The organism is Pseudomonas sp. GD03875 (assembly GCF_029840585.1).
GTDB lineage: Bacteria > Pseudomonadota > Gammaproteobacteria > Pseudomonadales > Pseudomonadaceae > Aquipseudomonas > Aquipseudomonas paralcaligenes.
This window is the reverse complement of sequence record NZ_JAOCCV010000019.1, coordinates 26,704-49,290: the sequence shown is the minus strand read 5'-3', so window position 1 is coordinate 49,290 and position 22,587 is coordinate 26,704. Positions and strand designations below refer to the sequence as shown.

General features: G+C 68.1%; 19 protein-coding genes and 1 pseudogene. 11 read left to right on the top strand and 9 right to left on the bottom strand.

Annotated features, from left to right (window positions below):
* Positions 1-23 precede the first annotated feature (23 nt).
* The 6 genes and pseudogenes from tpx to N5D30_RS16855 all read right to left on the bottom strand — a co-directional run bounded on the left by tpx (position 24) and on the right by N5D30_RS16855 (position 8,253).
* Positions 24-524, bottom strand: a complete 501-nt coding sequence (tpx, locus tag N5D30_RS16880) for a thiol peroxidase (RefSeq protein WP_279909879.1) — start codon at positions 522-524, stop codon at positions 24-26.
* A 91-nt stretch (positions 525-615) separates the two neighbouring features.
* Positions 616-1,776 (bottom strand): prolyl oligopeptidase family serine peptidase, encoded by a 1,161-nt coding sequence (locus N5D30_RS16875; protein ID WP_279909878.1) that lies wholly within the window; start codon positions 1,774-1,776, stop codon positions 616-618.
* Positions 1,777-1,977: 201 nt separating this feature from the next.
* Positions 1,978-5,106: pseudogene (locus N5D30_RS16870) on the bottom strand (translocation/assembly module TamB domain-containing protein); the annotation flags it as partial.
* A complete protein-coding gene (locus N5D30_RS16865; RefSeq protein WP_279909877.1) occupies positions 5,046-5,837 on the bottom strand; it encodes a hypothetical protein in 792 nt (263 codons plus the stop codon). The pseudogene N5D30_RS16870 and the gene N5D30_RS16865, both read right to left, overlap by 61 nt.
* Positions 5,834-7,564 (bottom strand): autotransporter assembly complex family protein, encoded by a 1,731-nt coding sequence (locus N5D30_RS16860; RefSeq protein ID WP_220815143.1) that lies wholly within the window; start codon positions 7,562-7,564, stop codon positions 5,834-5,836. The genes N5D30_RS16865 and N5D30_RS16860 overlap by 4 nt, the downstream gene beginning before the upstream one ends.
* Positions 7,565-7,611: 47 nt before the next feature.
* Positions 7,612-8,253 (bottom strand): GNAT family N-acetyltransferase, encoded by a 642-nt coding sequence (locus N5D30_RS16855; RefSeq protein ID WP_220815144.1) that lies wholly within the window; start codon positions 8,251-8,253, stop codon positions 7,612-7,614.
* 136 nt (positions 8,254-8,389) lie between these two features.
* On the opposite strand from N5D30_RS16855, the gene xthA reads away from it, so the two are divergent.
* The 8 genes from xthA to N5D30_RS16815 all read left to right on the top strand — a co-directional run bounded on the left by xthA (position 8,390) and on the right by N5D30_RS16815 (position 18,188).
* Positions 8,390-9,202 (top strand): exodeoxyribonuclease III, encoded by an 813-nt coding sequence (gene xthA / locus N5D30_RS16850; RefSeq protein ID WP_279909875.1) that lies wholly within the window; start codon positions 8,390-8,392, stop codon positions 9,200-9,202.
* 98 nt (positions 9,203-9,300) lie between these two features.
* Positions 9,301-10,668 carry a phosphate ABC transporter substrate-binding/OmpA family protein gene (locus tag N5D30_RS16845; protein ID WP_279909874.1) on the top strand — a complete coding sequence of 456 codons (1,368 nt, stop codon included), beginning with the start codon at positions 9,301-9,303 and terminating at the stop codon, positions 10,666-10,668.
* 157 nt (positions 10,669-10,825) lie between these two features.
* The gene (locus tag N5D30_RS16840; protein ID WP_279909872.1) at positions 10,826-11,809 is read left to right on the top strand and encodes a TerC family protein; all 984 of its coding nucleotides are present in this window, start codon (positions 10,826-10,828) and stop codon (positions 11,807-11,809) included.
* Between the two features lie 102 nt (positions 11,810-11,911).
* Complete coding sequence (locus tag N5D30_RS16835) at positions 11,912-12,820, top strand: hypothetical protein (RefSeq protein ID WP_279909871.1); 909 nt, start codon at positions 11,912-11,914, stop codon at positions 12,818-12,820.
* 3 nt (positions 12,821-12,823) lie between these two features.
* Positions 12,824-13,708, top strand: a complete 885-nt coding sequence (locus N5D30_RS16830) for a sulfotransferase domain-containing protein (protein WP_279909870.1) — start codon at positions 12,824-12,826, stop codon at positions 13,706-13,708.
* Entirely contained in the window at positions 13,701-14,669 is a 969-nt protein-coding gene (locus tag N5D30_RS16825; protein ID WP_279909869.1) for an AAA family ATPase, read from the top strand. The genes N5D30_RS16830 and N5D30_RS16825 overlap by 8 nt, the downstream gene beginning before the upstream one ends.
* Positions 14,650-16,251 (top strand): hypothetical protein, encoded by a 1,602-nt coding sequence (locus N5D30_RS16820; protein ID WP_279909868.1) that lies wholly within the window; start codon positions 14,650-14,652, stop codon positions 16,249-16,251. Before N5D30_RS16825 ends, N5D30_RS16820 begins: the two co-directional genes overlap by 20 nt.
* Entirely contained in the window at positions 16,248-18,188 is a 1,941-nt protein-coding gene (locus tag N5D30_RS16815; RefSeq protein ID WP_279909867.1) for an asparagine synthase-related protein, read from the top strand. Before N5D30_RS16820 ends, N5D30_RS16815 begins: the two co-directional genes overlap by 4 nt.
* Before the next feature lie 6 nt (positions 18,189-18,194).
* On the opposite strand, the gene N5D30_RS16810 is transcribed toward N5D30_RS16815, so the two are convergent.
* Both N5D30_RS16810 and N5D30_RS16805 read right to left on the bottom strand, forming a co-directional pair.
* Positions 18,195-18,368, bottom strand: a complete 174-nt coding sequence (locus tag N5D30_RS16810) for a hypothetical protein (protein ID WP_279909866.1) — start codon at positions 18,366-18,368, stop codon at positions 18,195-18,197.
* Positions 18,369-18,519: 151 nt separating this feature from the next.
* Positions 18,520-18,693, bottom strand: a complete 174-nt coding sequence (locus tag N5D30_RS16805) for a hypothetical protein (RefSeq protein ID WP_279909865.1) — start codon at positions 18,691-18,693, stop codon at positions 18,520-18,522.
* Positions 18,694-18,917: 224 nt separating this feature from the next.
* Here N5D30_RS16805 and N5D30_RS16800 point away from each other — a divergent pair, with 224 nt between their 5' ends.
* Genes N5D30_RS16800 through N5D30_RS16790 form a run of 3 tightly spaced genes read left to right on the top strand, consistent with a single transcriptional unit; the run spans position 18,918 to position 21,465 of the window.
* The gene (locus N5D30_RS16800) at positions 18,918-19,199 is read left to right on the top strand and encodes a lasso peptide biosynthesis PqqD family chaperone (RefSeq protein ID WP_220815154.1); all 282 of its coding nucleotides are present in this window, start codon (positions 18,918-18,920) and stop codon (positions 19,197-19,199) included.
* A gap of 38 nt (positions 19,200-19,237) precedes the next feature.
* Positions 19,238-19,720: a lasso peptide biosynthesis B2 protein gene (locus tag N5D30_RS16795; RefSeq protein ID WP_279909864.1), complete on the top strand. Its 483-nt coding sequence runs from the start codon at positions 19,238-19,240 to the stop codon at positions 19,718-19,720.
* Entirely contained in the window at positions 19,717-21,465 is a 1,749-nt protein-coding gene (locus N5D30_RS16790) for an ABC transporter ATP-binding protein (RefSeq protein WP_279909863.1), read from the top strand. The genes N5D30_RS16795 and N5D30_RS16790 overlap by 4 nt, the downstream gene beginning before the upstream one ends.
* 3 nt (positions 21,466-21,468) lie before the next feature.
* Here the strand turns inward: N5D30_RS16790 and wecB are convergent, their stop codons facing one another.
* Positions 21,469-22,578: a UDP-N-acetylglucosamine 2-epimerase (non-hydrolyzing) gene (wecB, locus tag N5D30_RS16785; protein WP_279909861.1), complete on the bottom strand. Its 1,110-nt coding sequence runs from the start codon at positions 22,576-22,578 to the stop codon at positions 21,469-21,471.
* Positions 22,579-22,587: the final 9 nt, after the last annotated feature.

The following is a 22,587-nucleotide window of genomic DNA, read 5'->3' as shown; positions in this document are numbered from 1 at the left end:
GCCTTTTCCAGTTGTTGCGGGACTTACTTGAGCGCGTCGAGAGCCGCGGCGTAGTTCGGCTCGTCGGCGATCTCGCCGACCAGTTCGCTGTGCAGCACCTTGTCCTGCTCATCCAGCACCACCACCGCGCGGGCGGCAACGCCGGCCAGCGGGCCGTTGGCGATGGCCACGCCGTAGTCGGCGAGGAAGCCGGCGCCGCGCATGGTGGACAGGTTGATCACGTTGTCCAGGCCTTCGGCGCCGCAGAAGCGTGCCTGGGCGAACGGCAGGTCGGCGGAGATGCACAGCACCACGGTGTTGGCCAGCTTGCTGGCCTCGGCGTTGAACTTACGCACGGAGGTGGCGCAGGTCGGCGTGTCCACGCTCGGGAAGATGTTCAGCACCTTGCGCTTGCCGGCCAGGCTGGCGAGGGTGACGTCGGACAGGTCCTTGGCGACCAGGCTGAACGCCGGGGCCTGCTGGCCGGCCTGGGGCAGCTGGCCTTCGACCTGGATCGGATTGCCCTTGAGGGTGACTTGAGCCATGAACGTTTCCTTTGAGGATGGGGTGATGGAATACGGTGAACCCGCAGGATAGCCGCTGAGAAGCGGAACGGCACCCGCGGGATCGCACTGCCTATTTAAAGTCTTCCTCGCTCAGCTCGACCCGGCCGCTGACCACGATCTGCGCGGCCAGCCGCTGGTTGAGCGGTGCCAGCAGGGAGAAATGGTCCTCGCCCGGCACCCGCAGGCAGTGCACCAGCGGGTTGTCCATGCCGGCGCCGCAGAGCCGGTCCAGCTCGCCGACGTTGGACGGGCTGCGCGCGCCCTCGACGATCCAGGTCGGGCTGGCGACATGCCTGATCCAGCCGGCTGGCGAGCGCAGGTCGATCTCCTCGCGTGGCAGGCGCCGCCAGGACACGCCGAACAGGTCGCCATAGCCGGAGATGTCCGCCACCGGCCCCAGCGCCACCACCGCGTTGACCGAGGCGCCGCTGGCGGCGACCAGCAGGGCCAGGGTCGCGCCGGTGCTGTGCCCGCCCAGATAGATTCGCTGCGGGTCGACATAAGGCAGCCGGCGCGCGGCTTCCAGCGCGGCGAGCACGTCGTCCACCTCGCCCCAGAAGGCTTCCCGGCGGCCAGGGTTGTCGTTGCCGCCGCGCAGGGTCGGGAACATCATCAGCATTCCCGCCTCGCGGTAGGCGCTGGCCGACTGGTCGTCGCTCGGCGGACCCGGCACCCAGAACTCGCCCAGGCTGTTGGTATCGCCGCCGGTGAGCCAGATCATCAGCGGCAGCCGCTCGCCTCGGCCGGGGTCGGGGGAAACGAAGGCGGTCAGTTCCAGCCCCTGGCTGCGGTACTGCAGCGGCACGAACAAGGTGGCGGGCGGCTGCGGCATCGGCGTGGACGGCTGTGCGTTCATCGCCTCGTGCACACGGGTCCGCCATTGCGCCCGGGCCACCGGCAGGGTGCGCGCCGCCAGGCGCCGCTCCTCTTCGAGGCGCTCCTGCTCGCGCACCCGCAGCTCCTCGGCGCGGGCGCGCTGGTAGGCCTCACGCTCCACGGCAGCCCTCTGCTGGGCGGCGACGGATTCGCGGGTGATGCAGCGATACTGCGGGTCGATGGCGTGGCCGTCTTCCATGGCATGGTTGACCCCGGCGTTGTCCAGCCGGCCGCTGTGGCAACGGGCGTCGCGCTCGGCCTGCTCGGCCGGCGACAGGCTCTGCTGGCGCGGTCCGAACGGCAGCAGGATCAGCGCCAGCAGCAAGGCCGCGAAGAAGGCTCCGTATTTGTACATGCTTCCCTCTGTGCGACCGGCCCGGCACTGGACGGCGGAAAATGCGTAGCCTAATTACTGCCTGCCCTTGCTAGAGCAGCAGACAGGCACAGTTGTAGGAGCGGCTTCAGCCGCGAAGCCTTTGCTGTGCCATCTCGGTTCGCGGCTGAAGCCGCTCCTACAGTATGGTTTTCCGGCACACGGAAGATCGTGAACAGGTTCTTAGAAGTCGCGCTTATAGAACAGATCGAGCGAGCTGGCCAGGCCGCTGGCGGCCTCCAGATAGAGACGGCGGGTCAGGTCGTAGCGCAGCGCGATGGTGTTGGCCGGCTCGAACACGCCGACGCCGTAGCGCAGGCTGAGCCGCTCGGACAGCCGGCCGCTGGCGACCACGCTGGCCTTCTGCCCGGAGCCTGCGGTGTCCAGCTGGAAGTCGCTGATGCCCAGGCGGCTGGCGATGTCGCCGGTCACCGAGGCGCTGCCGGCCAGGCCGAGGCCGAGCGCGGCCTCGGCGAGCAGGTTGCTGTCTTCGCCGGTGCCGCCCAGCGGGCGACCGAGCACCAGGTAGGACAGTGCCTGTTCCTCGCTCATCGCCGGCTCGGAAAACACCTGGGTGCGCGGCTGGGCGGCGTTGCCGCTGATGCGCAGGCCGGCGGTGACCTCGTCGACCCGGCGCACCGCCTCCACGTCGAGGAACGGCTGGTCGATGGGCCCGGTGAACAGCAGCCGCGCGCGGCGCACGTCGAGACGCTGGCCGTAGGCCCGGTAGCGGCCCTTGTTCAGGTTGAGTTCGCCGCGGGTATCCAGGTTGTCGCTGATGCGCAGGCGGCCGGCCAGTTCGGCGCCGAGACCGAAGCCCTCGAAGGTGAGCTTGTCGCGGCCGACGCTGACTTCGATGTCCATGGCCATCTGCAGGCCCTGGCGCTGGGGCGCCTGGCGCCCGGCCACCTCGGCGTCCTCCGAGACGGTCACGGTCGACGGTGGCAACTGGCGGATGCGGATGGCGCCGCGCGGCACGTCCACCTCGCCGGCGATGGCCAGCTGGCCGTCGGCCAGGCGCGCCACCAGGTTGGGCGCCACCTCCAGTTCGGCATAGGGCTCCACCCGCACCGGCAGGCGCTCGCCGCGCAGCTGCAGGTCGCCGTTCAGCTCACCGGCGGTCCAGCTCGCCTGGCCGGTGACACTGCCGCGGCCCTGCTCGCCGCTACGCCAGTCGCCGCGCACCTGCAACTGTTCGCCGGCGATCAGCGCGCGCAGGGTCAGTTGGGCGATGTCCATCGGCAGTTGCCCGCCGGACAGCTCGCCGCCGGACAGCGTCAGGTCGCCGTCGATGCGCGGCGCCAGCAGTCCGCCGCTGAAACGACCGGCGCCGTTCAACTGGCCGGCCAGGTGCTCGACCCCGGGCAGGAACGGGCGGGCCACGGCCAGGTCGAGCCCGGCCAGGCGGAAGTCGCCGCTCAGCGGGCGGTCCGCGGGGCGCGGGTCCAGCCGCACCTGCACGTCGAGCGTACCGAGCGGCCCTCCGGAGAAGGCCAGGCGGCTGTCGATGCTCTGTGGCTTGAGCTGGGTGACCAGGTTCAGTTGCTGGTAGGGGAAGTCCAGCCAGCGGTCGCCCTCGCGCACGCGGAAGGTGCCGCCATCGGCGCTCACCCGCAGGTCGCCGCGGGGGCCGGCCGTCGGCAGGTCCAGTGCCACGTCGGCGGACAGCTGGCCCTGCCAGGCGAAATCGTCGGGCAGCCAGGGCGCCAGGCTGGCCAGCGGGAAGGCCTGCAGGCGGTAGCGCAGGCGCGGCTCGGGCAGCAGCCGGTTGGTCTCGCCGCAGAAGCTGGCGTCGCCGGAAACCCAGCAGTGGGCGCCCAGGGTCAGGCGTCCGTCGGCCAGGCGTTCCACGCTCGCCGGCTGCTGCAAGCGCCAGTCCTGACCGCCGCTGTGCAGTTCGCCACTCGCCAGGCGGCCGTTCCAGCGCCAGCCGGTCTTCTCCTCGCTGAGCCGGCCATCCAGGCCGAGCGCGGCCTGCAGCTTCTCGCCGCGCAGGTCCAGACTCAGGCGTTGCTGGCGCCGGTCGCCACCACCGCTGGCGGTCAGGGTGCCGAGGTCGGTGTCGCCCAGGCGGATGCCGGAGGCCGTCAGCTGCAGGGTGCCGCGCTGGGCGTCGTCCAGCCGTGCCGCGAGGGCCAGCCGGCCCAGCTCGTGGTCTTCCAGCCCGAGTGCGCGGCCGTCGAGGGCCAGCCGCCCCTGCGGGGCCTCCAGGCTGCCGCCGAGGTCGAGGGTGCCGTCGAGCGCGCCACGCAAGCCCGGCCAGAGCTGGCCGAGCCTCGGCGCGGCCAGTTGCAGGCGCGCGGCCAGCCGCTGGTCCAGGGTGCCACTGCCCTGCACCCGGTTGTCGCCCAGGCGCAGCTCCAGGGCCGCGAGCCGCCAGCGCTCGGCGGCGCCGTCGCCCTGGAGGCTGAGCGCCGCCGGCTGGCCGCGCAGGCGGCCCTTCAAGTCGAGATCGGCGCTGGCGGCCAGCTTGCCGTCGCGCCATTCGCCCTGGCTGCGCAGACGACCGGCCAGGGTGCCGGGCAGCTCGGCCAGCCAGTAGGCGGGGTCGAGCCGGTCGACATCGAGATCGGCGTTCCAGGCGATACCCTCGGCGAAGCGCAGGCCCAGGTCGCCCTTTATCTCGCCCTGCCCTGCCCTCAATTGCAGCGCCGGCAGGCGCACCTGGGTCAGGTCGCCATCGACCGGGGTGGCGAGGCTGAATTCTCCGGCCGGGCCGAGCAGGTCGGCGTCCACCTGGCCCTGGTAGGCACCGTCGCGATAGCGCAGCTGCGCCTGCAGACGCTGCGCGCTGACCGCCGGCGGCTCGTCGAGGGGATACAGGCGGGGCCAGGGAAAGTCGTGCCAGTCCAGTCGGGCGTCCGCCGCGAAGGTTTCGCGCCAGTCGAGCGTGCCGGCCAGCACCGCGTTGCGGCCTTCGCCGGCTTCCAGGCGCAGGGCCGCGATCTCAGCGCCGGCGGCATCGACCCGGCCCTTGAGGGTGACGCCCACCGCACCGCCCTCGCCCGGCAGGCTGGCGCCGCCCTCCACCCGGTAGCCGTCGGCGAGATTGCCGGTGGCATTGAGCATGACGTGGTCCAGGCGCAGGGTGTCCGGCAGCTCAGCGCTGGCCTTGAAGCCGTCCACCTCCACGTGTGCACTGGCCGGCAGGTGCTCGGCCAGGGGCTCGACCTCGCCGGTCAGGCGTCCGGCCAGGTAGCCACTGCTGTCCACCGCAAGGCGCAGGCGCTGGCGCAGCTCACCGTCCACCTTCAGCGCCAGCCGCCACGGCTGGTCGTCCGGCGCCGGCAGGTCGAGGCTGCCTTCGGCCGATTCTGTTGAAAAACTCCCTCGGCGATTTTCTTCGCCGAAAGTGCACGGCTGAGGCTGAAATCTGAATCGTTGCGCTGGTCGAGTTGCTCTGGATTTCGCGTAGAAGCGCTCGATTTGTACATTTTTCCGGCTACGAGCAAGCAGCTCTGTCGCACATCGAGTTTTTCAACAGAATCGGCCCGCAGCGGCCAGTCGCCCTCCGGCAGCAGGTGGCCGGTCAGTTCCAGGGTCAGCGCGCCCTGGCGCACGCTGGCGCGCTCGATGCGCAGCCCGTCGCCGACCCAGCGCGCGCTCAGCTGCAGGTCGCTGAGCGGGTCGGCATCGTCGATCATCAGTTGTCCGACCCGCGCCTCTTCCAGCTCGATGGACAGCGGCAGGCGCAGCGCCGGCAGGTCGAACGGCGTGTCGTCGGCCTCGGTGGCCGGCGGTAGCACCAGGCCCACCCGCTCGACCTCGACTCGGCGCAGGCAGAGGGTCAGGCGCAGCAGGCACGCGGGTGACCAGGCGAAGCGCGGCTGGGCCAGTTCCACCCGCTGGGCGCCGTCGGTCCAGACCAGGCGCTCGGCCTGCCATTCGCCAGCCAGACGGCCCTCGAAGGACTCGACCGTCACCCCGGGCAGGCGCGCCAGCAGCCAGCGGCTGCCGCCGGTGGTGCCCAGCACCAGGGCGACGGCGAGCAGCAGCCCGAGCAGCAGAACCAGCAGGCCGAGCCCGATGCGCCGGCCGGTCACAGCTCGGGCCCCATGGAGAAGTGCAGGCGGAAGCCGCCGTCGTCATCCAGCGCGCGGGCGAGGTCCAGGCGCAGCGGCCCGACCGGCGACACCCAGCGGATGCCGAAGCCCACCCCGGTCTTGAGCGTCGGGATTTCCAGCGACTCGAAGGCGTTGCCCTGGTCGACGAAGGCGGCGGCGCGCCATTTGTCGGCGAAGGCGTACTGGTATTCGAGGCTGCCGGCGATCAGGTAGCGACCGCCGACCTTGCGCCCCTCGCGGTCCTCGGGCGATAGCGACTGGTAGTCGTAGCCGCGCACGCTCTGGTCGCCGCCGGCGAAGTAGCGCAGCGACGGCGGGATCGAGTCGTAGTCGGTGGTCTCGGTGCCGCCCACCTGCAGGCGGCCGAGGAATCGGTGGCGCGTCCACAGGGTGGTCAGGCCCTTGAGCATCAGGTTGCCGTGCACCACGTCCGCGTCTGACAGCAGGCCCTTCTTGGCCACCGCCACGTCGGCCTGGATGCGGTAGCCGTTGCTCGGGTCCAGGCGGTCGTCGCTCTGCAGGTAGGAATAGCTGGCGCCGGGCATCACCAGGTTGCTCAGGCCGGAGTCGTCGCCCAGCTCGTACTCCTCCCGCTGCCACTTGAGCGAGAGCACCTGCTGCCAGCCGCTGTCCAGCCGGTGGTGCCACTCCGGGCCGATCTTCAGCAGCTTGCTGAGGCTGTCGGTGTCGGCGATTTCCTCGTACTGGTAGCCGCCGGCGAAGCGCAGCTTGTCGGTCAGCGGCGGGTCGAGCGGCACGTCATACCACAGGCCGACGTTCTGCCGGGGTGCCGACAGCTCGCTCTCGAAGCCGTAGCTGTGGCCCTGGCGATTGGCCCAGTGGCGCGTCCAGTTGAAGCGCCCGCGCGGGCCGACGTCGGTGGAGAAGCCGCCGCCGATGCCGAAGGTGCGCGGCTTGCGGGTGGTGAGCTGGACGTTGACGGGAATACTCTCGCCGCTGGCCTGGGCCGGCACGGCGTCGACCCGCACGCCGTCGAAATAGCCGCTGCCCTGCAGCGACTCGTAGAGGTCGGCGATCAGCTCGGAGTCGTAGGGCACATCCTTCGGGAACGGCACCATGCGCTGCAGCAGCTCGTCGTCGAACGGCGCGTCGCCGCTGAAGCTCACCTCGCCGAGCCGGTAGCGCGGGCCGCTGTCGTAGACCAGCTCGATATCGGCGACGCCGGCCAGCGGGTCGATGTCCAGGCGGTGCCGGGTGAAGCGGCCACGGAAGAAGCCGTAGCGCGAGGCCTGGTTCTGGATCAGCCGCTTGGCGTCTTCGTAGTGGCCGTGGTCGAGTCGGGCGCCGGGGCGCAGTTCGCGACTGGCCGGCAGGCGGAAGTCCTTGAGTGCGAGCGCCTCACCGACCATGCGGATGTCGACGTTGCGCAGCCGCACCGGCTCGCCCGGCACGATGCGCAATACCAGGCGCGGGCCATCGCGGCCAGAGCGCACCTCGCTGGTGATGCGGGCCTGGTAGTAGCCCAGCGCCTCGCCGGCGCGGCGGGCCTGGGCCTCCACCACGCGGCTGAGGCGCTGCAGTTGTTCTTCGTCATCAGCGTCTAGGCTGCCGACGTGGCCCTCGATATTGCGCTTCAACTCGGCGTTGGGCGGTTCGATGCGCAGGTCGAGCCGCGCCTGCGCCAGGGCGCCGGAGGCGAGGACGAACGAAACGAAAACGACGAGCAGCCTTCCTGGATAACTCATGGCGGAGGATGCTAGCACAGGCCCCCGCCCGTTTTCGCGCCGTCCGGCTAAGCGCTCGCCTGCTTCGCCGCCTGCGGGTTGGGATGGAAGAAGACGTGCTCGCGGATCGGCCCCAGCGCCACCTCGCCGATCTCCTCGTAGCCCTGGCGCTTGTAGAACTCCAGGTAATGCGGGTTGCCGGTATCCAGCACCACACCCTGGGAGCCGGCGTCCGCCGCGCACCAGTCGTGCAGCGCGGAGAGCAGCTGCTCGCCCAGGCGCTGCCCCTGGAACTGGGGATGCACCCCGAGCAGCGGCAGCACGTGGTAGGGCCCCGGTGGCAGGCAGGCAAGCACCGCGTCGTGGTACTCCAAGTAGCGCCGGGTGCAACGGAAGCCGGTGGTCATCAGCATGCGCAGGCGCCAGCCCCAGCTCTCGGTGATGCCCAGCCGGCGGATCGGCGGCGCGATCAGCGCGATGCCCACCAGGCGCTCGTCGATCAGCAGGCCTATCGCCGGCAGGTCCTCGGCGAAATGCTGATGCACCAGCTCGCGCACCGTGGCGCGCACCCGCTGGTCGAAGCCCGGCCGCTCGCTCTCGAACAGGTAGGCGAAGGTGGGATCGTGGCGATAGGCGTGGTACAGCAGGGAGCGGGCCTCGCGACTGTAGCCATGGTCGAGCAGGCGGACTTCGGCGGTGCGATGGGGCATCAGGCTGACCTCTTGTAGTGAACTTCTTGTTGTTATGGTTCGGGCGGGTCGCCAGCCAAGGTAGCACCGCCGCCCTGCCCTCGCCAGGCGCCGGAAGCTGGGCTAGCATCGCTGTTTTTCCCGCCGGTAACCCTCCATGAAGATCGTTTCCTTCAATATCAACGGCCTGCGCGCCCGTCCCCATCAGTTGCAGGCCCTGATCGAGAAGCACCAGCCGGACGTGATCGGTCTGCAGGAAACCAAGGTGTCCGACGACCAGTTCCCGGAGGCGGAAATCCGCGAACTCGGCTACCACGTGCACTACCACGGGCAGAAGGGCCACTACGGCGTCGCCCTGCTCTCGCGCCAGGCACCGCTGGCGCTGCACAAGGGCTTCCCCAACGACGGCGAGGAGTCCCAGCGGCGCTTCATCTACGGCACCTTCGCCGACGCCCAGGGCAACCCGGTGACCGTGATGAACGGCTACTTCCCCCAGGGCGAAAGCCGCGACCATCCGGTCAAGTTCCCGGCCAAGCAGCGCTTCTACGCCGACCTGCAGCAACTGCTGCAGGAGCGCTTCGACCCGAGCCAGGCGCTGGTGGTGATGGGCGACATCAATATCTCCCCGGAAGACATCGACATCGGCATCGGCGAGACCAACCGCCTGCGCTGGCTGAAGACCGGCAAGTGCAGCTTCCTGCCGGAGGAGCGCGAGTGGCTGGCCACTCTCAAGAACTGGGGACTGGTAGACAGCTTCCGCCACCTGAACCCCGAGGTGAACGACCGCTTCAGCTGGTTCGACTACCGCAGCCGCGGCTTCGAGGACGAACCCAAGCGGGGCCTGCGCATCGACGTCATCCTGGCCACCGCCGCCCTGCAGCCGCGCTTCAAGGACGGCGGCGTGGACTACGAACTGCGCGCCATGGAAAAACCCTCCGACCACGCGCCGATCTGGCTGGAACTGAGCTGATCCGAGGGCGCGCTCGCGCCCCTTGTCACATCCCCGCAACCTTCCCGACTTAATCTGCGCGGCACCTTTCCAGCCCTCTAGAACAAGGTGTCTGCTACATGTCGCGCGCCCTGCCAGTCTGCAATCGGCAAATCTGGAGCCATGCCTGCACATGGCTGCTCCTCGGCTTCATCTGCTATGCGCTGCCCTGGTCCGTATTCGCCGCGGATGGCGTCACGCTGATGCGCATCCAGGGCTCCAACACCATCGGCGCCAAGCTCGCCCCGGCGCTGATCGAGGGCCTGTACCAGAGCCAGGGCTTCGGCAACGTGCGCACCATCGCCGGCGCGGCGGAGAACGAGCAGCGGGTGCTGGCCGAGGACAAGCTCGGGCGCACCCTGGCGACGGACGTGGCGGCCCACGGCTCTGGCACCGGCTTCGTCGGCCTGCAGGACGGCAGCGCCGACCTCGCCGCCTCCTCCCGCCCGATCAAGAGCGCCGAAGCCGCCAGCCTGCAGGCCTTGGGCGACATGCAGGGCGTCGAGGCGGAACAGGTCATCGCCATCGACGGCCTGGCGATCATCGTCCACCCGGGTAACCCGGTGAACGCGCTGACCACCGAGCAGCTGGCCGCCGTGTTCGCCGGCGAGATCACCGACTGGTCCGCGCTTGGCGGCCAGGCGGGCGAGATCCATCTGTACGCCCGCGACGACAAGTCCGGCACCTTCGACACCTTCAAGGAGCTGGTGCTGGCGGCCAACGGCCGGAGCCTGGCCAGCGGCGCCAAGCGCTTCGAGTCGAGCAACCAGCTGTCCGACGGCGTCAGCCAGGACCCCGGCGGCATCGGCTTCATCGGCCTGCCCTACGTGCGCCAGAGCAAGGCGCTGGCGATCGCCGACGGCCAGTCGCGGCCGATGCTGCCCAGCGCCACGCTGATCGCCACCGAGGACTACCCGCTGTCCCGCCGGCTCTTCCTCTACAACCCGCCCAGCACCACCAACCAGTGGGTGAAGTCGCTGGTGCAGTTCGCCCACAGCCCGGCCGGCCAGGCCATCGTCGAGCAGAACGGTTTCATCCCGCAGACCGTGCAGGCGGTCAAGGTGGAGCCGTCCCCGGGCATGCCCGACGACTATCGCAAGCTGGCCGGCGAGGCGCAGCGTCTGTCCGTCAACTTCCGCTTCCAGGAAGGCAGTGCCGAGCTGGACAACAAGGCCCAGCGCGACCTAGCCCGGGTGCTGGACTACCTGCAGGCCAACGACAAACTGCGGCAGAAGGTGGTGCTGGTCGGCTTCGGCGATGCCAAGAACGACCCCGCGCGCGCCGCGCTGCTGTCCAAACTGCGCGCCATGGCCGTGCGCCGCGAACTGTCCAAGGGCGGTGTGCTGTTCCGCGAGATCACCGGCCTGGGCGAGCAGATGCCGGTGGCGGCGAACAACGGCGACGAAGGCCGTCTGAAGAATCGCCGGGTCGAGGTCTGGGTCTACTGAGCGTGCGCCGCCTCCCTTGCCGAAGCCAGGCGAGCGCTCTAGCCTAATACACGGGCGGCTACCGAACGGTCGCCGCCAGTGACGCCGGGCCCCTCTGGCGGCGACCCCATCGCCGCGATGTCGGAGTCACTGTCTGACAGGCAGCGATGGAGGGGCCATGGATCAGCTTCTGGTTTTTCTTACCAATCCTTTGCTCGGCACAGCCACCTGGCTGTGGCTGAGTTTTCTCGCCATCGTCCTCGCCCTGCTGGTGTTCGACCTCGGCGTCCTGCACCGCGACCAGCACGAGATCGAGATGCGCGAAAGCCTGCTGCTGTACAGCGGCTACTTCAGCGTCGGCGTGCTGTTCGGCCTGTGGGTCTGGTTCGAGCTGGGCGCCCAGCACGCGCTGGAGTTCTACACCGGCTTCCTGGTCGAGCAGTCGTTGTCGATGGACAACGTGTTCGTCATGGCGATGATCTTCGGCTTCTTCGGCATTCCCCGGCGCTACCAGCACCGCGTGCTGTTCTGGGGCATCCTCGGCGTGATCGTGCTGCGGGCGATCATGATCGGCCTGGGCACGGCGCTGGTGCAGCAGTTCGAGTGGATTCTCTACCTGTTCGGCGCCTTCCTCCTGTTCACCGGGGTGAAGATGATGTTCAGCCGCGAGGAACAGCACCCCGACCTATCGAACAACCCCTTGCTGCGCTTCCTGCGCCGCCACCTGCGGGTGACCGACGAACTCCACGGCGGCCACTTCTTCGTCCGCAAGCGCCCGGCAGGTGCGAGCCACCCCCTGCTCTACGCCACGCCTCTGTTCCTCGCCCTGGTGCTGATCGAGCTGGCGGACCTGGTGTTCGCCGTGGACAGCGTGCCGGCGGTGTTCTCCATCACCCAGGACCCGTTCATCGTCTACACCTCGAACATCTTCGCCATCCTCGGCCTGCGCTCGCTGTACTTCGCCCTGGCCGCGCTGATGCACCGCTTCGTCTACCTCAAGTACGCCCTGGCCCTGGTGCTGATCTTCATCGGCGGCAAGATCTTCCTGCACGGCTTCATCGGCAAGATCCCCGCCCTGCTCTCTCTTGTGGTGACCTTCGGGTTGCTGGCGGGTGGCGTCTTGTTGTCGCTGCTGAAGACCCGCAGGCAGGCAAGTGACTGACCATGCGCCTCATGGAATCCCTGGCAAGCGCCCGGCATAGGTTGCGTTCCGCGATTCTGCTAGGCTGCGCCAACCACGATGCTTCCCCGTGCCGGATGGTATATGACGATTCCATTTCTCTACCGCAGTTACCAGTTTACCATCCGCAGTGAACTCGAACTCCCCGAACTCTCTCCCCTCGGCACACTCGACGATGAAGCAGACCTGCTGATCCGCTTCGGCCAGGCAGGCAACCCCGAGCAGTCGGGGTACAGGCAGGTCGGCCCCTTCCTCTGGGCTGGGCCGGGCTGGTTATGGCTGCATGTCCCCCGGGTCGGGCGTTTCCTGGTACGAGAAGGGCGCGAGCTGATCATCGAGCCGGAGCCTGGCAGCGATGCGGACAGCATCCGCGTGTTCCTGCTCGGTTCGGCACTGGGCGCGCTGCTGCTGCAACGTGGCCAGCTGGTCCTGCACGGCAATGCCGTGCGCGTCGGAGATCACTGCATGGTCTGCCTGGGAAGATCGGGGGTGGGCAAGTCCAGCCTGGCCGCTGGCTTCTTCCAGCGCGGGCATGCGCTCTTGGCCGACGATGTGGTGTCGGTGGATGCGGATGGCCGCGTCTCTCCCGGTATCCCCCGCATCAAGCTGTGGCGAGATACGGCCGAGCACCTGGATATCGATATCAGGCCTCTGCCACGCATTCGTCCCGCTCTGGAAAAATACAGCTACCCGGTCGATCGGCAGTTCGCCCAGGCCCCCCTGCCGGTCCGCTGGATCTATGTGCTGGGCAGCGATCACACCCAGCAGGTGCGGGTGGAGCCGGTGCCCGGTATGCGGCGTCTCGCCCCTCTGCTCGCTAACAGCTATCGCCCGCCCATGATCGAAGGCCTGCAAATGAAGCCCAGGCATCTGCAACTGTGCGGCCAGCTCGCATGCCGAGTGCACCTGGCGCAGGTGACGCGGCCGTCGCAAGGGTTCGAACTCGGGCAGTTGATCGACCACCTGCTGGCCGACATGGCCGAGCACCCCTGAGCCATGGCCGGCATCTACTGGCTGGCGTCGTATCCGAAGTCGGGCAACACCTGGCTGCGCGCCTTTCTCTGCAACCTGCTGGCGGATGGTGACGAGCCGGCCGACATCAACGCCCTGCACACCGGCGGCATCGCCAGCAGCCGCGCCTGGCTGGATGAGGCACTCGGCATCGATAGCGCCGACCTCACTGCCGAAGAAATCGAAGCCCTGCGCCCGGCGGCATACCGCTGGCAGCGCCACCTGGGCAAGGTCGCCTACCTCAAGATTCACGACGCCTACCACCTCGACGGGCATGGCGAGCCCCTGGTGAGCCACGAAGGCACCCTGGGAGCGCTGTACATCGTTCGCAACCCCCTGGATGTGGCGCCCTCCGTTGCCGACCACTTCGGCATCGGCCTTGATGAGGCGATCGATCGCATGGCCGACTCGCAATGGGTTCTAGGTCGCTCCGAGCACAGGCTCAAGCAACAGGTGCAACAGCGCCTGCTGTCCTGGTCGGAGCACGTGCTGAGCTGGGTCGACGCAGCGGGGCTGCGCTGCCATGCGATGCGCTACGAGGATATGCAGCGCGACGCCCTGGCCACCTTCACCGCAGCCGCCCGCTTCCTGCACCTGCCGGACGATCCGCAACGCGTGGGAAAGGCCATCCGCTTCAGCGACTTCGCCGAACTGCAGCGCCAGGAGCACGAACGAGGCTTCAGGGAGCGCTCACCGCGTGCCGCGCGCTTCTTCCGCCAGGGTCGTATCGGCGACTGGCGCGAACGGCTGACCCCAGGGCAGATCCGGCGGATCGTCACCCGGCACGCCGAGGTGATGCGCCGTTTCGGCTATCTGGACGAGCTGCCCGCAGACTATCGAGACATGACGATGGACATTGCCTGTGAGTGACCCCGTTATCGACAGCCTCCCGCAAGGCCTGTGCGACTGTCGCGCGGCCTTCGGATTCGACATGCCCTGCCCGGTGCCGGCGTTTGCCGGGGCGAACGAGCACGTTCCTCTCGTGGATGCCGGTTTCCGCTTCGATCAGGCCGCCACCCGGGCCATTCTCCTCGGCTTCGCCCACAATCGCCGGGTCTATCTGCACGGCCCCCACGGCAGCGGCAAGTCCTCGCACATCGAGCAGGTGGCGGCGCGGCTCAACTGGCCCTGCCTGCGCCTCAACCTGGACGGGCACCTGTCGCGAGCCGACCTGATCGGGCGCGACATGGTGGTGCTGCGCGACGGCCACCAGGTCACCGAGTTCGTCCCGGGGCTCCTGGTCTGGGCGCTGGAGCGGCCGATCGCCCTGGTCTTCGACGAATACGATGCCGGCCGGCCCGACGTCATGTTCGTCATCCAGCGCCTGCTGGAAGCCGACGGACGCTTGACCCTGCTGGACCAGAACCGCGTCATCACCCCACACCCGGCCTTCCGTCTGTTCGCCACCGCCAATACCGCCGGCATCGGCGATACCTCGGGGCTGTACGCAGGCACCCAGGTGCTCAACCAGGCCCAATTGGACCGCTGGAACCTGATCGCCGAGATGGACTACCTGCCCGCACCTCAGGAGCGGGCGATCCTCGAGACCCGCGCACCGCATCTGCCGGAAGAACATCTGGACGGCATGCTGGCCATGGCCGAGCTGTGCCGCAACGCCCATCGCCAGGGCGACCTGGCGACCCTGATGTCGCTGCGCACGCTGCTGACCTGGGGCGAGAACCACGGTCTGCTGGGCGATCTGGGCGAAGCCTTCCGCCTGACCTTCCTCAACCGATGCGACGTGGCCGAGCGCCCTCTGGTCAACGAATTGTTCCAACGCTGCTTCGCCCGCGAACTGACGGATGGGGATGATGCCGCACGCCTCCGCTAAGGCCCTGATGGCCGCCTGGCGGCGCAGCTATGCCCCCTACGCTGCGAACCATGCACTGCCGGCCGCCAGCCTCGGCGTTTCCGGGGACTCGCGCGCGGCCGCCGATGCCCGGGCCGCCTGGAGCCGCTGGCACGTTCCGGAGGTCGGTGCCCTGTTCGATGAACGACACTGGCCCTGGTACTGCGTACTGGAGCGAGCCCGGGTCGAGCTGCTGGCCGGCGACCACCTGCCCGGCATGGGCCTGAACCTCGCCGATACGCGGAGCATCGCCCCACCCGGAAGCCCGCACGAAGCGCTGTACCGACAGGCACGCCGGCTGCTCGCCGGCCTCGCTATCCCGCAGGAACGCCCCGAGCACGCAAGTCGCTGGTGGCGGCGCCTCTCCCTCCGGCGGCGCAAGCAGGAACGGGAGAGCGCTGCCGCCCTGTTGTCTCCATGCCTGAGCGCGGCACGCGAGCACCTGAACGACTGCCAGCGCTTCGCGGAAACCCTGATGCCTCTGATACGCGCCTACGCACACGCCTTCGCCGATGAGCCTTCAGAAGTCCCAAGCGGCCATGATCGGCACGCGAGGATGGCGCAGCCACGGGAGGCCCGGGACGGCATGCCGCAACCACGACCCGGCACCTCGACGACGCAGCCCGAGGAGAGCAGCGACGAATATGCCGTGTTTTCCAGGCAGTGGGACGAACTGCTTTCCGCTCATCAGCTGGCCATGCGGCTGCCTCCGCCTGCGGGTGGGGAAGCTCCCGAGGTCGCCCGCTTGCAGGCGGTACGCCTGGCGCATCGTCTGCAACGTCAATTGAGCGTCGCCCGCCTGCGCAGATGGCGTTTCGACCAGGAAGAAGGACAACTCGACCGCCGCCGCCTGGCCGCACTCTGCACCAGCGACGAGCGCCGGGTGTTCCGCCGGGAAGACCCGGCGCCGACACCGGAAGCCTGCGTCTGCCTGCTTCTCGATCAGTCCGGGTCGATGCGCGGCCTGCCCCGGCGCCTGGTGGCGCAGGCAGTCGACCTGGCCGTGCATGCCCTCGAGGTATGCGGCGTGCGTTGCGAGGTGCTGGGCTACACCACGCGCCCCGGCGGCGATAACCCCGTGCTGGATGCCTGGATCGCCGCCGGTCGCCCCGCCCTCCCCGGCCGGCTCAATGCCTTGCGGCATATCGTCCACAAGAGCGCCAGCCAGCCCTGGCGCCGCTGTCGCGACGACTTCCACCGGGTGATGGCGGCGCTCGAAGGCGGCGAGAACATCGACGGCGAGTCGCTGCACTGGGCCGCGACACGCCTGGCCGGGCGGCATGAGCCACGCAAGGTGCTGGTGGTGCTCTCCGATGGCTGTCCGTTCGACGAGGCGACTGTCGATCAGCATGGCCGGCAGTATCTCGAAACGCACCTGCGCACGGTGATCGCCGCCATCGAGGCGAGCCCGATCCACCTGGCCGCCATCGGTGGCGGCCAGGATGTCGGCCGCTTCTACCGTCACGCGCTGACCCTGCGCCAGCCCGACGAAGTCGGCCAGGCATTGTTCGCCCACCTTGCGGATCTGCTGACCCGCCCGCAGGAATCGAAGAGAAAAGCATGAGTGCGATAGCCGGCCTTATCCGCCTGGATCGGCAGGCTGCCGACCGGGCCACACTGGAACGCATGCAGGCGCTGCTCGCCCCCTACGGCCGCGACGCCCAGAGACAATGGCGACGGGATGCCACCGGGCTGCTGCACACGCTGCTGCGCAGCACACCGGAGGACAGTTTCGATCAACAGCCGCTGGCGGCCCCTGGCGGAGACTGCGTGCTGTTGTTCGACGGACGCCTCGACAATCGCGCCGAACTGGCCGGGCGACTGGGGCTGTCGTCCGCCGAAAGCGCCCGGCTGGCCGACAGCGAACTGGTGCTGCGCGCCTGCCTGCGCTGGGACACCCAGGCACCGGAACAGCTGTGCGGCCCGTATGCGCTGGCCTGCTGGCAGCCGGCGCGACAACGTCTGTGGCTGGCCCGCGATCCCATGGGCGGCCGCCCGCTGTTCTGGCACCGACAGGCCGGCTTCTTCGCCTTCGCCAGCCTGCCCAAGGCGCTGTTCTGCATCCCTGGCGTGCCGCGCAGCCTGTGTGAGGAAAGGCTGCTCGACCAGCTCGCCCTGCTGCCGATGAAAGGGCCCGAGTCGTTCTACAAGGACATCTACCGGGTGGAGCCGGGCCAGTTGCTGATCCTCGATGGCGAGCGCCTCGATACCCGGCGTTTTCACCGCTTCGACCCCGAGCGGGAAATCCGCTTCGCCCGCGACGATGATTATCTGGAGGCGTTCCGCGAGCATCTGGAGCAGGCCATCGCCAGTTGCCTGCGGAGTGCCGGCCCGATCGCCTCGCACCTGAGCTCCGGCTTCGACAGCTCCACGGTCACGGCCCTCGCGGCCCGCCAGCTGGCCCGCCGCGAGCAGCGGCTGACCGCCTACACCGCCGTGCCGCGCGAAGGCTTCGACGGCCCGCTACCGAAAGGCCGGCACGGCGACGAAGGTCCGGCCGCGAGCGCCCTGGCGGCACGCTTCGGCAACATCGACCATGTGTTGATCCGCCCTGGGGACACCTCCGCGCTGGACCACCTGCAGTACCTGACCGAAGCCGTGGACCGCGTGGCCCAGAACCCCTGCAACAGCGTCTGGACCCAGGCCATCAAGGCCGATGCCGCCGCGCGCGGCTGTCGGGTGCTGCTGACCGGCCAGAAGGGCAACATGAGCATTTCGTACAGTGGCGAAACCTACCTGCCGGCCCTCTGGCGCAGCGGCCACTGGCTGCGCTGGTGGCGCGAACTGCACGCCTACAGGGCCCGCCATCCGCAATCGGGCTGGCGCGGGCTGCTCGCCCGGTCGCTGGCGCCTTCGCTGCCCGGGCCTCTGTGGACAATGCTCGCCCGGCGCAGGGAACAGGGCTCGGCGCTGACCGACTACAGCGCCATCCACCCCGAATGGATGCAGCGCATGAACCCGACCGAACGCGCCCGCACCGTCGGCTGGGACCTGAGCTACCGCCCCTGGCACGACGGCCGGCGTATGCGCATCGCCGCCCTGGAACGGCAGGACGCCGCGGAATACGCCCTCGCCACCAACCTCCAGGGCCTGGAGATCCGTGATCCGACCGCAGACCTACGCCTGGTCGAGTTCTGCCTGGCGGTGCCGGATCATCAGTACCTGCGCGACGGCCAGAACCGCTGGCTGCTGCGGCGCCTGATGGCAGACGTGCTGCCGCCGGAGATTCTCGACAGCCGCAGCAAGGGCTACCAGGCGGCCGACTGGTACGAAGGGCTGGAGCGAAATCTGCCGCGGCTGCGCGAGGAACTGCAACGCCTCGCCGCGAACAGCCGAGTGGGGGAAGTGCTCGATGTAGCGGCGCTACAGCATCTGCTGGAGCATTGGCCACAAAGCGGCGACTGGACCTCGGCGAGAACCATCCAGGCCTACCGCCTCAAACTGCTGCGCGGCTTGGCCACGGGCCATTTCATCCGCCATGTCGAAGGGGACAATCGCTGAGCGAGGTCAGGAAGAAAACGTAGTCGTTCCGTCGAACCCGGGGCCTATGAAAAAGCGGGTGTCTTCCACATCGAGCCGCTCGATGCGCGGGGCGACGTAGGGCTGCCTGGACAGCCTCTCGGCCTGTTCGCCGCGCTCGGCTCCGACACCGGCCTCGTTGCCAGGAATATTCTCGTTCAAGTGAACCTCCATCAATGAGTGGATACGGCCTATCCCGCAACAAGGTAGTGAATTTCGCATCATTATGCCAACCGTGAAGACCGAGCGGCGTAGCCGACAAGTCTCCAGCCTCGGCATCCGTCATGTCGAAGGGGACAACCGTTGCTCGTGCTCAGGAGGCAAACAGAGTCGTTCCGTCGATCCCGGGGCCTATCCCAAAGCGGGTCTCTTCCACATCCAATCGCTCGATGCGCGGGGCGACGTAGGGCTGTCTGAGCGGCCTCTCGGCCTGTTCGCCACGCTCGGCTCCGACACCGGCCTCGTTGCCAAGAATACTATCGCTCAAGTGAACCTCCATACACGCAGGGGGATGCGATCGATCCTGTGCCAGGGTAGTGGCTGTCGCATCGTTATGCCAACCTTGCAGGGCGAAGACCGCGGACGCAACGGAGTCGATGGCCAGGGCGGACGTCTCCCGGCCCCGGCCTTGTGCGGCATGCGGCCCGAACTGGTAACCTCGAACGCTCCCCGAGCCTGTGCGCCGATCAACCCCATACCGGGATGCCAGACATGTCAGAGATCACCCTTTCCACCCACTTGAGCCGCGTCCCCGACCTGATCGCCACCGAGATGGACGGCGACCTGGTGATGATGAGCATCGAGAAAGGCCAGTATTTCGGCATTGGTGGTATCGGCTCGCGCGTCTGGACGCTGTTGGAAACCCCGATGTCCATCGCCGATCTGGCGCGGATCATCCTGCAGGAATATGAAGTCGACGAGGTCACCTGCCAGGCCGACCTGCTGACTTTCGCCCAGGATCTGCTCGACCACGGCGTGGTACGGGCGAGCTGAAGGCCGGTTTACACGCAACGATGGCTCACGCTTCCGCCATGATCCTTTCCGGCCTCATCCACAGGCTCCGCCGCTTCCTCCGACGCCCGGCACTGGAACGTCTCCTGTTCCTGCCCTGCTGGCTGCTGCTGGGGCTGAGCCGCATGCTGATCCTGCTCCTCGAATTTCGCCGCCTGGCCCCCTGGCTGGGTATCGCCGCCGGCCCCCACAGCCAGTCGCCGCTGCTGAACCAGCGTCAGCGGCATCGGGCGCTGACCATTGGCCGGTCGATCCGCTGGGCGGCCGGCCACACGCCCTGGGATGCCAACTGCTTCGCTCAGGCAGTGACCGCCAGGATGCTCCTGAGCCTGTGCGGCGTTCCTTATGCCCTCTACTTCGGCCTGGCGCGCGACGCTGGGTCGTCCGCCCTGCAGGCGCACGCCTGGGTTGCCGCCGGCCCGATACAGGTCACCGGCGGAGCGGGCTTCGAGCACTTCACCGTAGTCGGCTGTTTCCTCTCGCCACGGCTGCATCGCCGATGAAGGCCAGCGACTCCCTGCGGGCATTCCGCCAGTTGCTGCAGGCGGCCCCACGCGCCTGGGTGTTCGGCCTGGTTCTGCTGCTGACGCTCAGCGGTCTGACCGAAGGCATCGGCATCCTGCTCCTGGTGCCCCTGCTGGAAATGCTGCAGGACGCTGGCACCACGATGCTCAAGCCGGTCGAGCAGGCGTTTCGAGTGCTCGGCGTGACGCCATCGGCTGCGGCCCTGCTGGCACTCTTCACCCTGTTGGTGGGGCTGCGTTGCGCCATCCAGTACGGCCGCGAACAACTGGCCCTGCATCTGCAGCACCGGGTCGTCGACGATCTGCGCCTCGAATGCTTCCGAGCGCTGCTGGGCACAGAATGGCGCTGGCTTGCCGAGCGCCGCCAATCCGATCACACCAGTCTGTTGCTCAACGACATCAACCGCATCGGCCAGGGGTTGGGGTTCGGCCTCGGCCTGCTGTCCAGCATGGCGACCATGCTGGTCTACCTGGCGACGGCCTTCCTCCTGTCCTGGCAGATGGCCGGGCTGGCCCTGGCGAGCGGCCTGCTGGTGTGGGCGCTGCTCCGAGGGCATCGGCGCAGGGCCCTGGGGCTCGGCCAGGGCCTGCTGGTCGCCAACCGGGACCTGCAAGGCAACATGCAAGACAGCCTGGCCACGATCAAGCTGGCGAAGATTCTCGGCAGCGAGGCCCGGCACTTCGATGAGCTGCGGCAAACCACCGACCGCCTGCGCACGCAGCAACTTCGCTTCGCTGCCAACAGCAGCTTATCCAAGGCACTTTTCCAGACCCTGGGCGCCGCGTTGCTGGCGATCTACCTGTTCGTCGGCCTGAGTCTCTGGCGCACCCCGCTGGCGGAGATGGTGGTGCTGGTACTGATCTTCGCGCGGCTGATTCCCATGTTCGTCGGCGCGCAGCAACAGCTCCACCACTGGCTGCACAGCATGCCGGCACTCCTCGAGGTCGATCGCCTGCTCGGCGAATGCCGGGCGTCAGCGGAGCCCGTCGACGGCCTGGAGGCGATCGAGCCCTTGGCCCTCGAGCGGGAAATCCGCCTGCACGGTGTTTCCCTGCACTACAGCGATCGCTCAGCGTCGGCGCTGGACGGGCTTTCACTGTGCTTTCCCGCCCTCGGCAGCACCGCGATCATCGGTGCCTCGGGCTCCGGCAAGAGCAGCCTTGCCGATCTGCTGGCGGGCCTGCTGACCCCGGACCAGGGAAGCATCGAAGTCGACGGCATCCCGCTGCTGGGGGAAGCGCGCATGCGCTGGCGCAGGTCCGTCGCCTACGTGCCGCAGGAGGTGTTCCTGTTCCACGACAGCATTCGCGGCAATCTGCTGCGAGGCGACCCGCAGGCCACCGAAGCGGATCTGCGCCATGTGCTGCAGAGGGCGGCGGCGGACTTCGTCTTCCGCCTGCCGCAGGGGCTGGACACGATGGTAGGCGACGCCGGGGCAAGGCTTTCCGGCGGCGAGCGCCAGCGTCTGGCGCTCGCCCGGGCCTTGCTCAGGAAACCCGCCCTGCTGATTCTGGACGAGGCCACCAGCGCGCTGGACCCGGACAACGAGAGGCGGATACAGGACGCCATCGACAACCTGCAAGGCGAAATCACCCTGGTGATCATCGGCCATCGGCAGGCAGCACTGGAACATGTCGAGCACGTTATCGTGCTCGATCAGGGCCGCTTGCTGACCGAGGGCGACTGGCCTCGCATCAGGGCAACGCTGAAAACCGGAGCATGAGCGTCAGTAACGCGATGGCACGTGTCCCGACGGCTCGAGCTGCTCCCGCAGCACATCGAGAATTCGCCGATAGGCGCTGCCGTCCCCGAACGGATTCTTCCAGACCACCTGAGAATCACCTAGCGCTTGGGCAGCTTCGATCAGGCTGTTCTCGGCAACGCACGAAACCAGCCTTGCCCCGCCGGTTTCCAGGCTTTCCGGACGCTCGGTGTTGGGCCTGAGGATCAGGCAACGACGACGGAGAACGCAGGCCTCCTCCTGCATGCCTCCGCTGTCCGTCAGCACCAAGGCCGCGCCTTGCAGCAGGGCGAGCATGTCCAGATAACCCACCGGGTCGATGGTTCTGATACGCGTCTTGCTCTTCAGCACACCCAGGTTCTGCTGACCAAGCCGGGGATGGACAGGGAACACCACCTGGAGATCCTGCTCTTCGGCCAGGCACTGTACGGCCTGCATGAGCAGCGCGAAGAACTCGGGGTGATCCGTGTTGGAAGGTCGATGACACGTCAGCAGCAGATAATTCTCGGGCTGCAAACCCAGTACGCCGTGGATGCCCGAGCGTTCCCTGGCCAGGCGGGCGTAATGCAGTGTCGCGTCGTTTCCGGTGTTGCCGGTGATATGCACGTGAGGCCCCTGTATGCCCTCCCTGGCCAACAGCTCCACCTGGAGAGGCGAGGGACAGAACCAGAAGCTGGACAAGTGGTCCAGCAGGATACGATTGATTTCCTCGGGCATGCTCTTGTCGAAGCTGCGCAGGCCGGCCTCTACATGACCAACCGGAATGCCCGCTTTGCTGGCGGCCAGTCCGCCTGCCAGGGCGCTGTTGGTATCCCCCTGCACGATGACGCAGTCGGGTTTCAGATCCTGCAGTACGGGATCGATGCCCTGCATCATGCGCCCGAGTTGTACGCTCGCGGGGCCGGAGCCCACACCCAGGTTGACATGGGCGGGCGGGAGGCCGAACTCTTCGAAGAACATTCGATCCATGACCGCGGCATAGTGCTGATTGGTATGGATCAGCGTGTATGGCACACCGTCGCGGACGCATGCCGATATCAGGGAAGAGAGCTTGATGATTTCAGGGCGGGTACCCAGGACGAACGCCAGATGCATAGCTTTTTT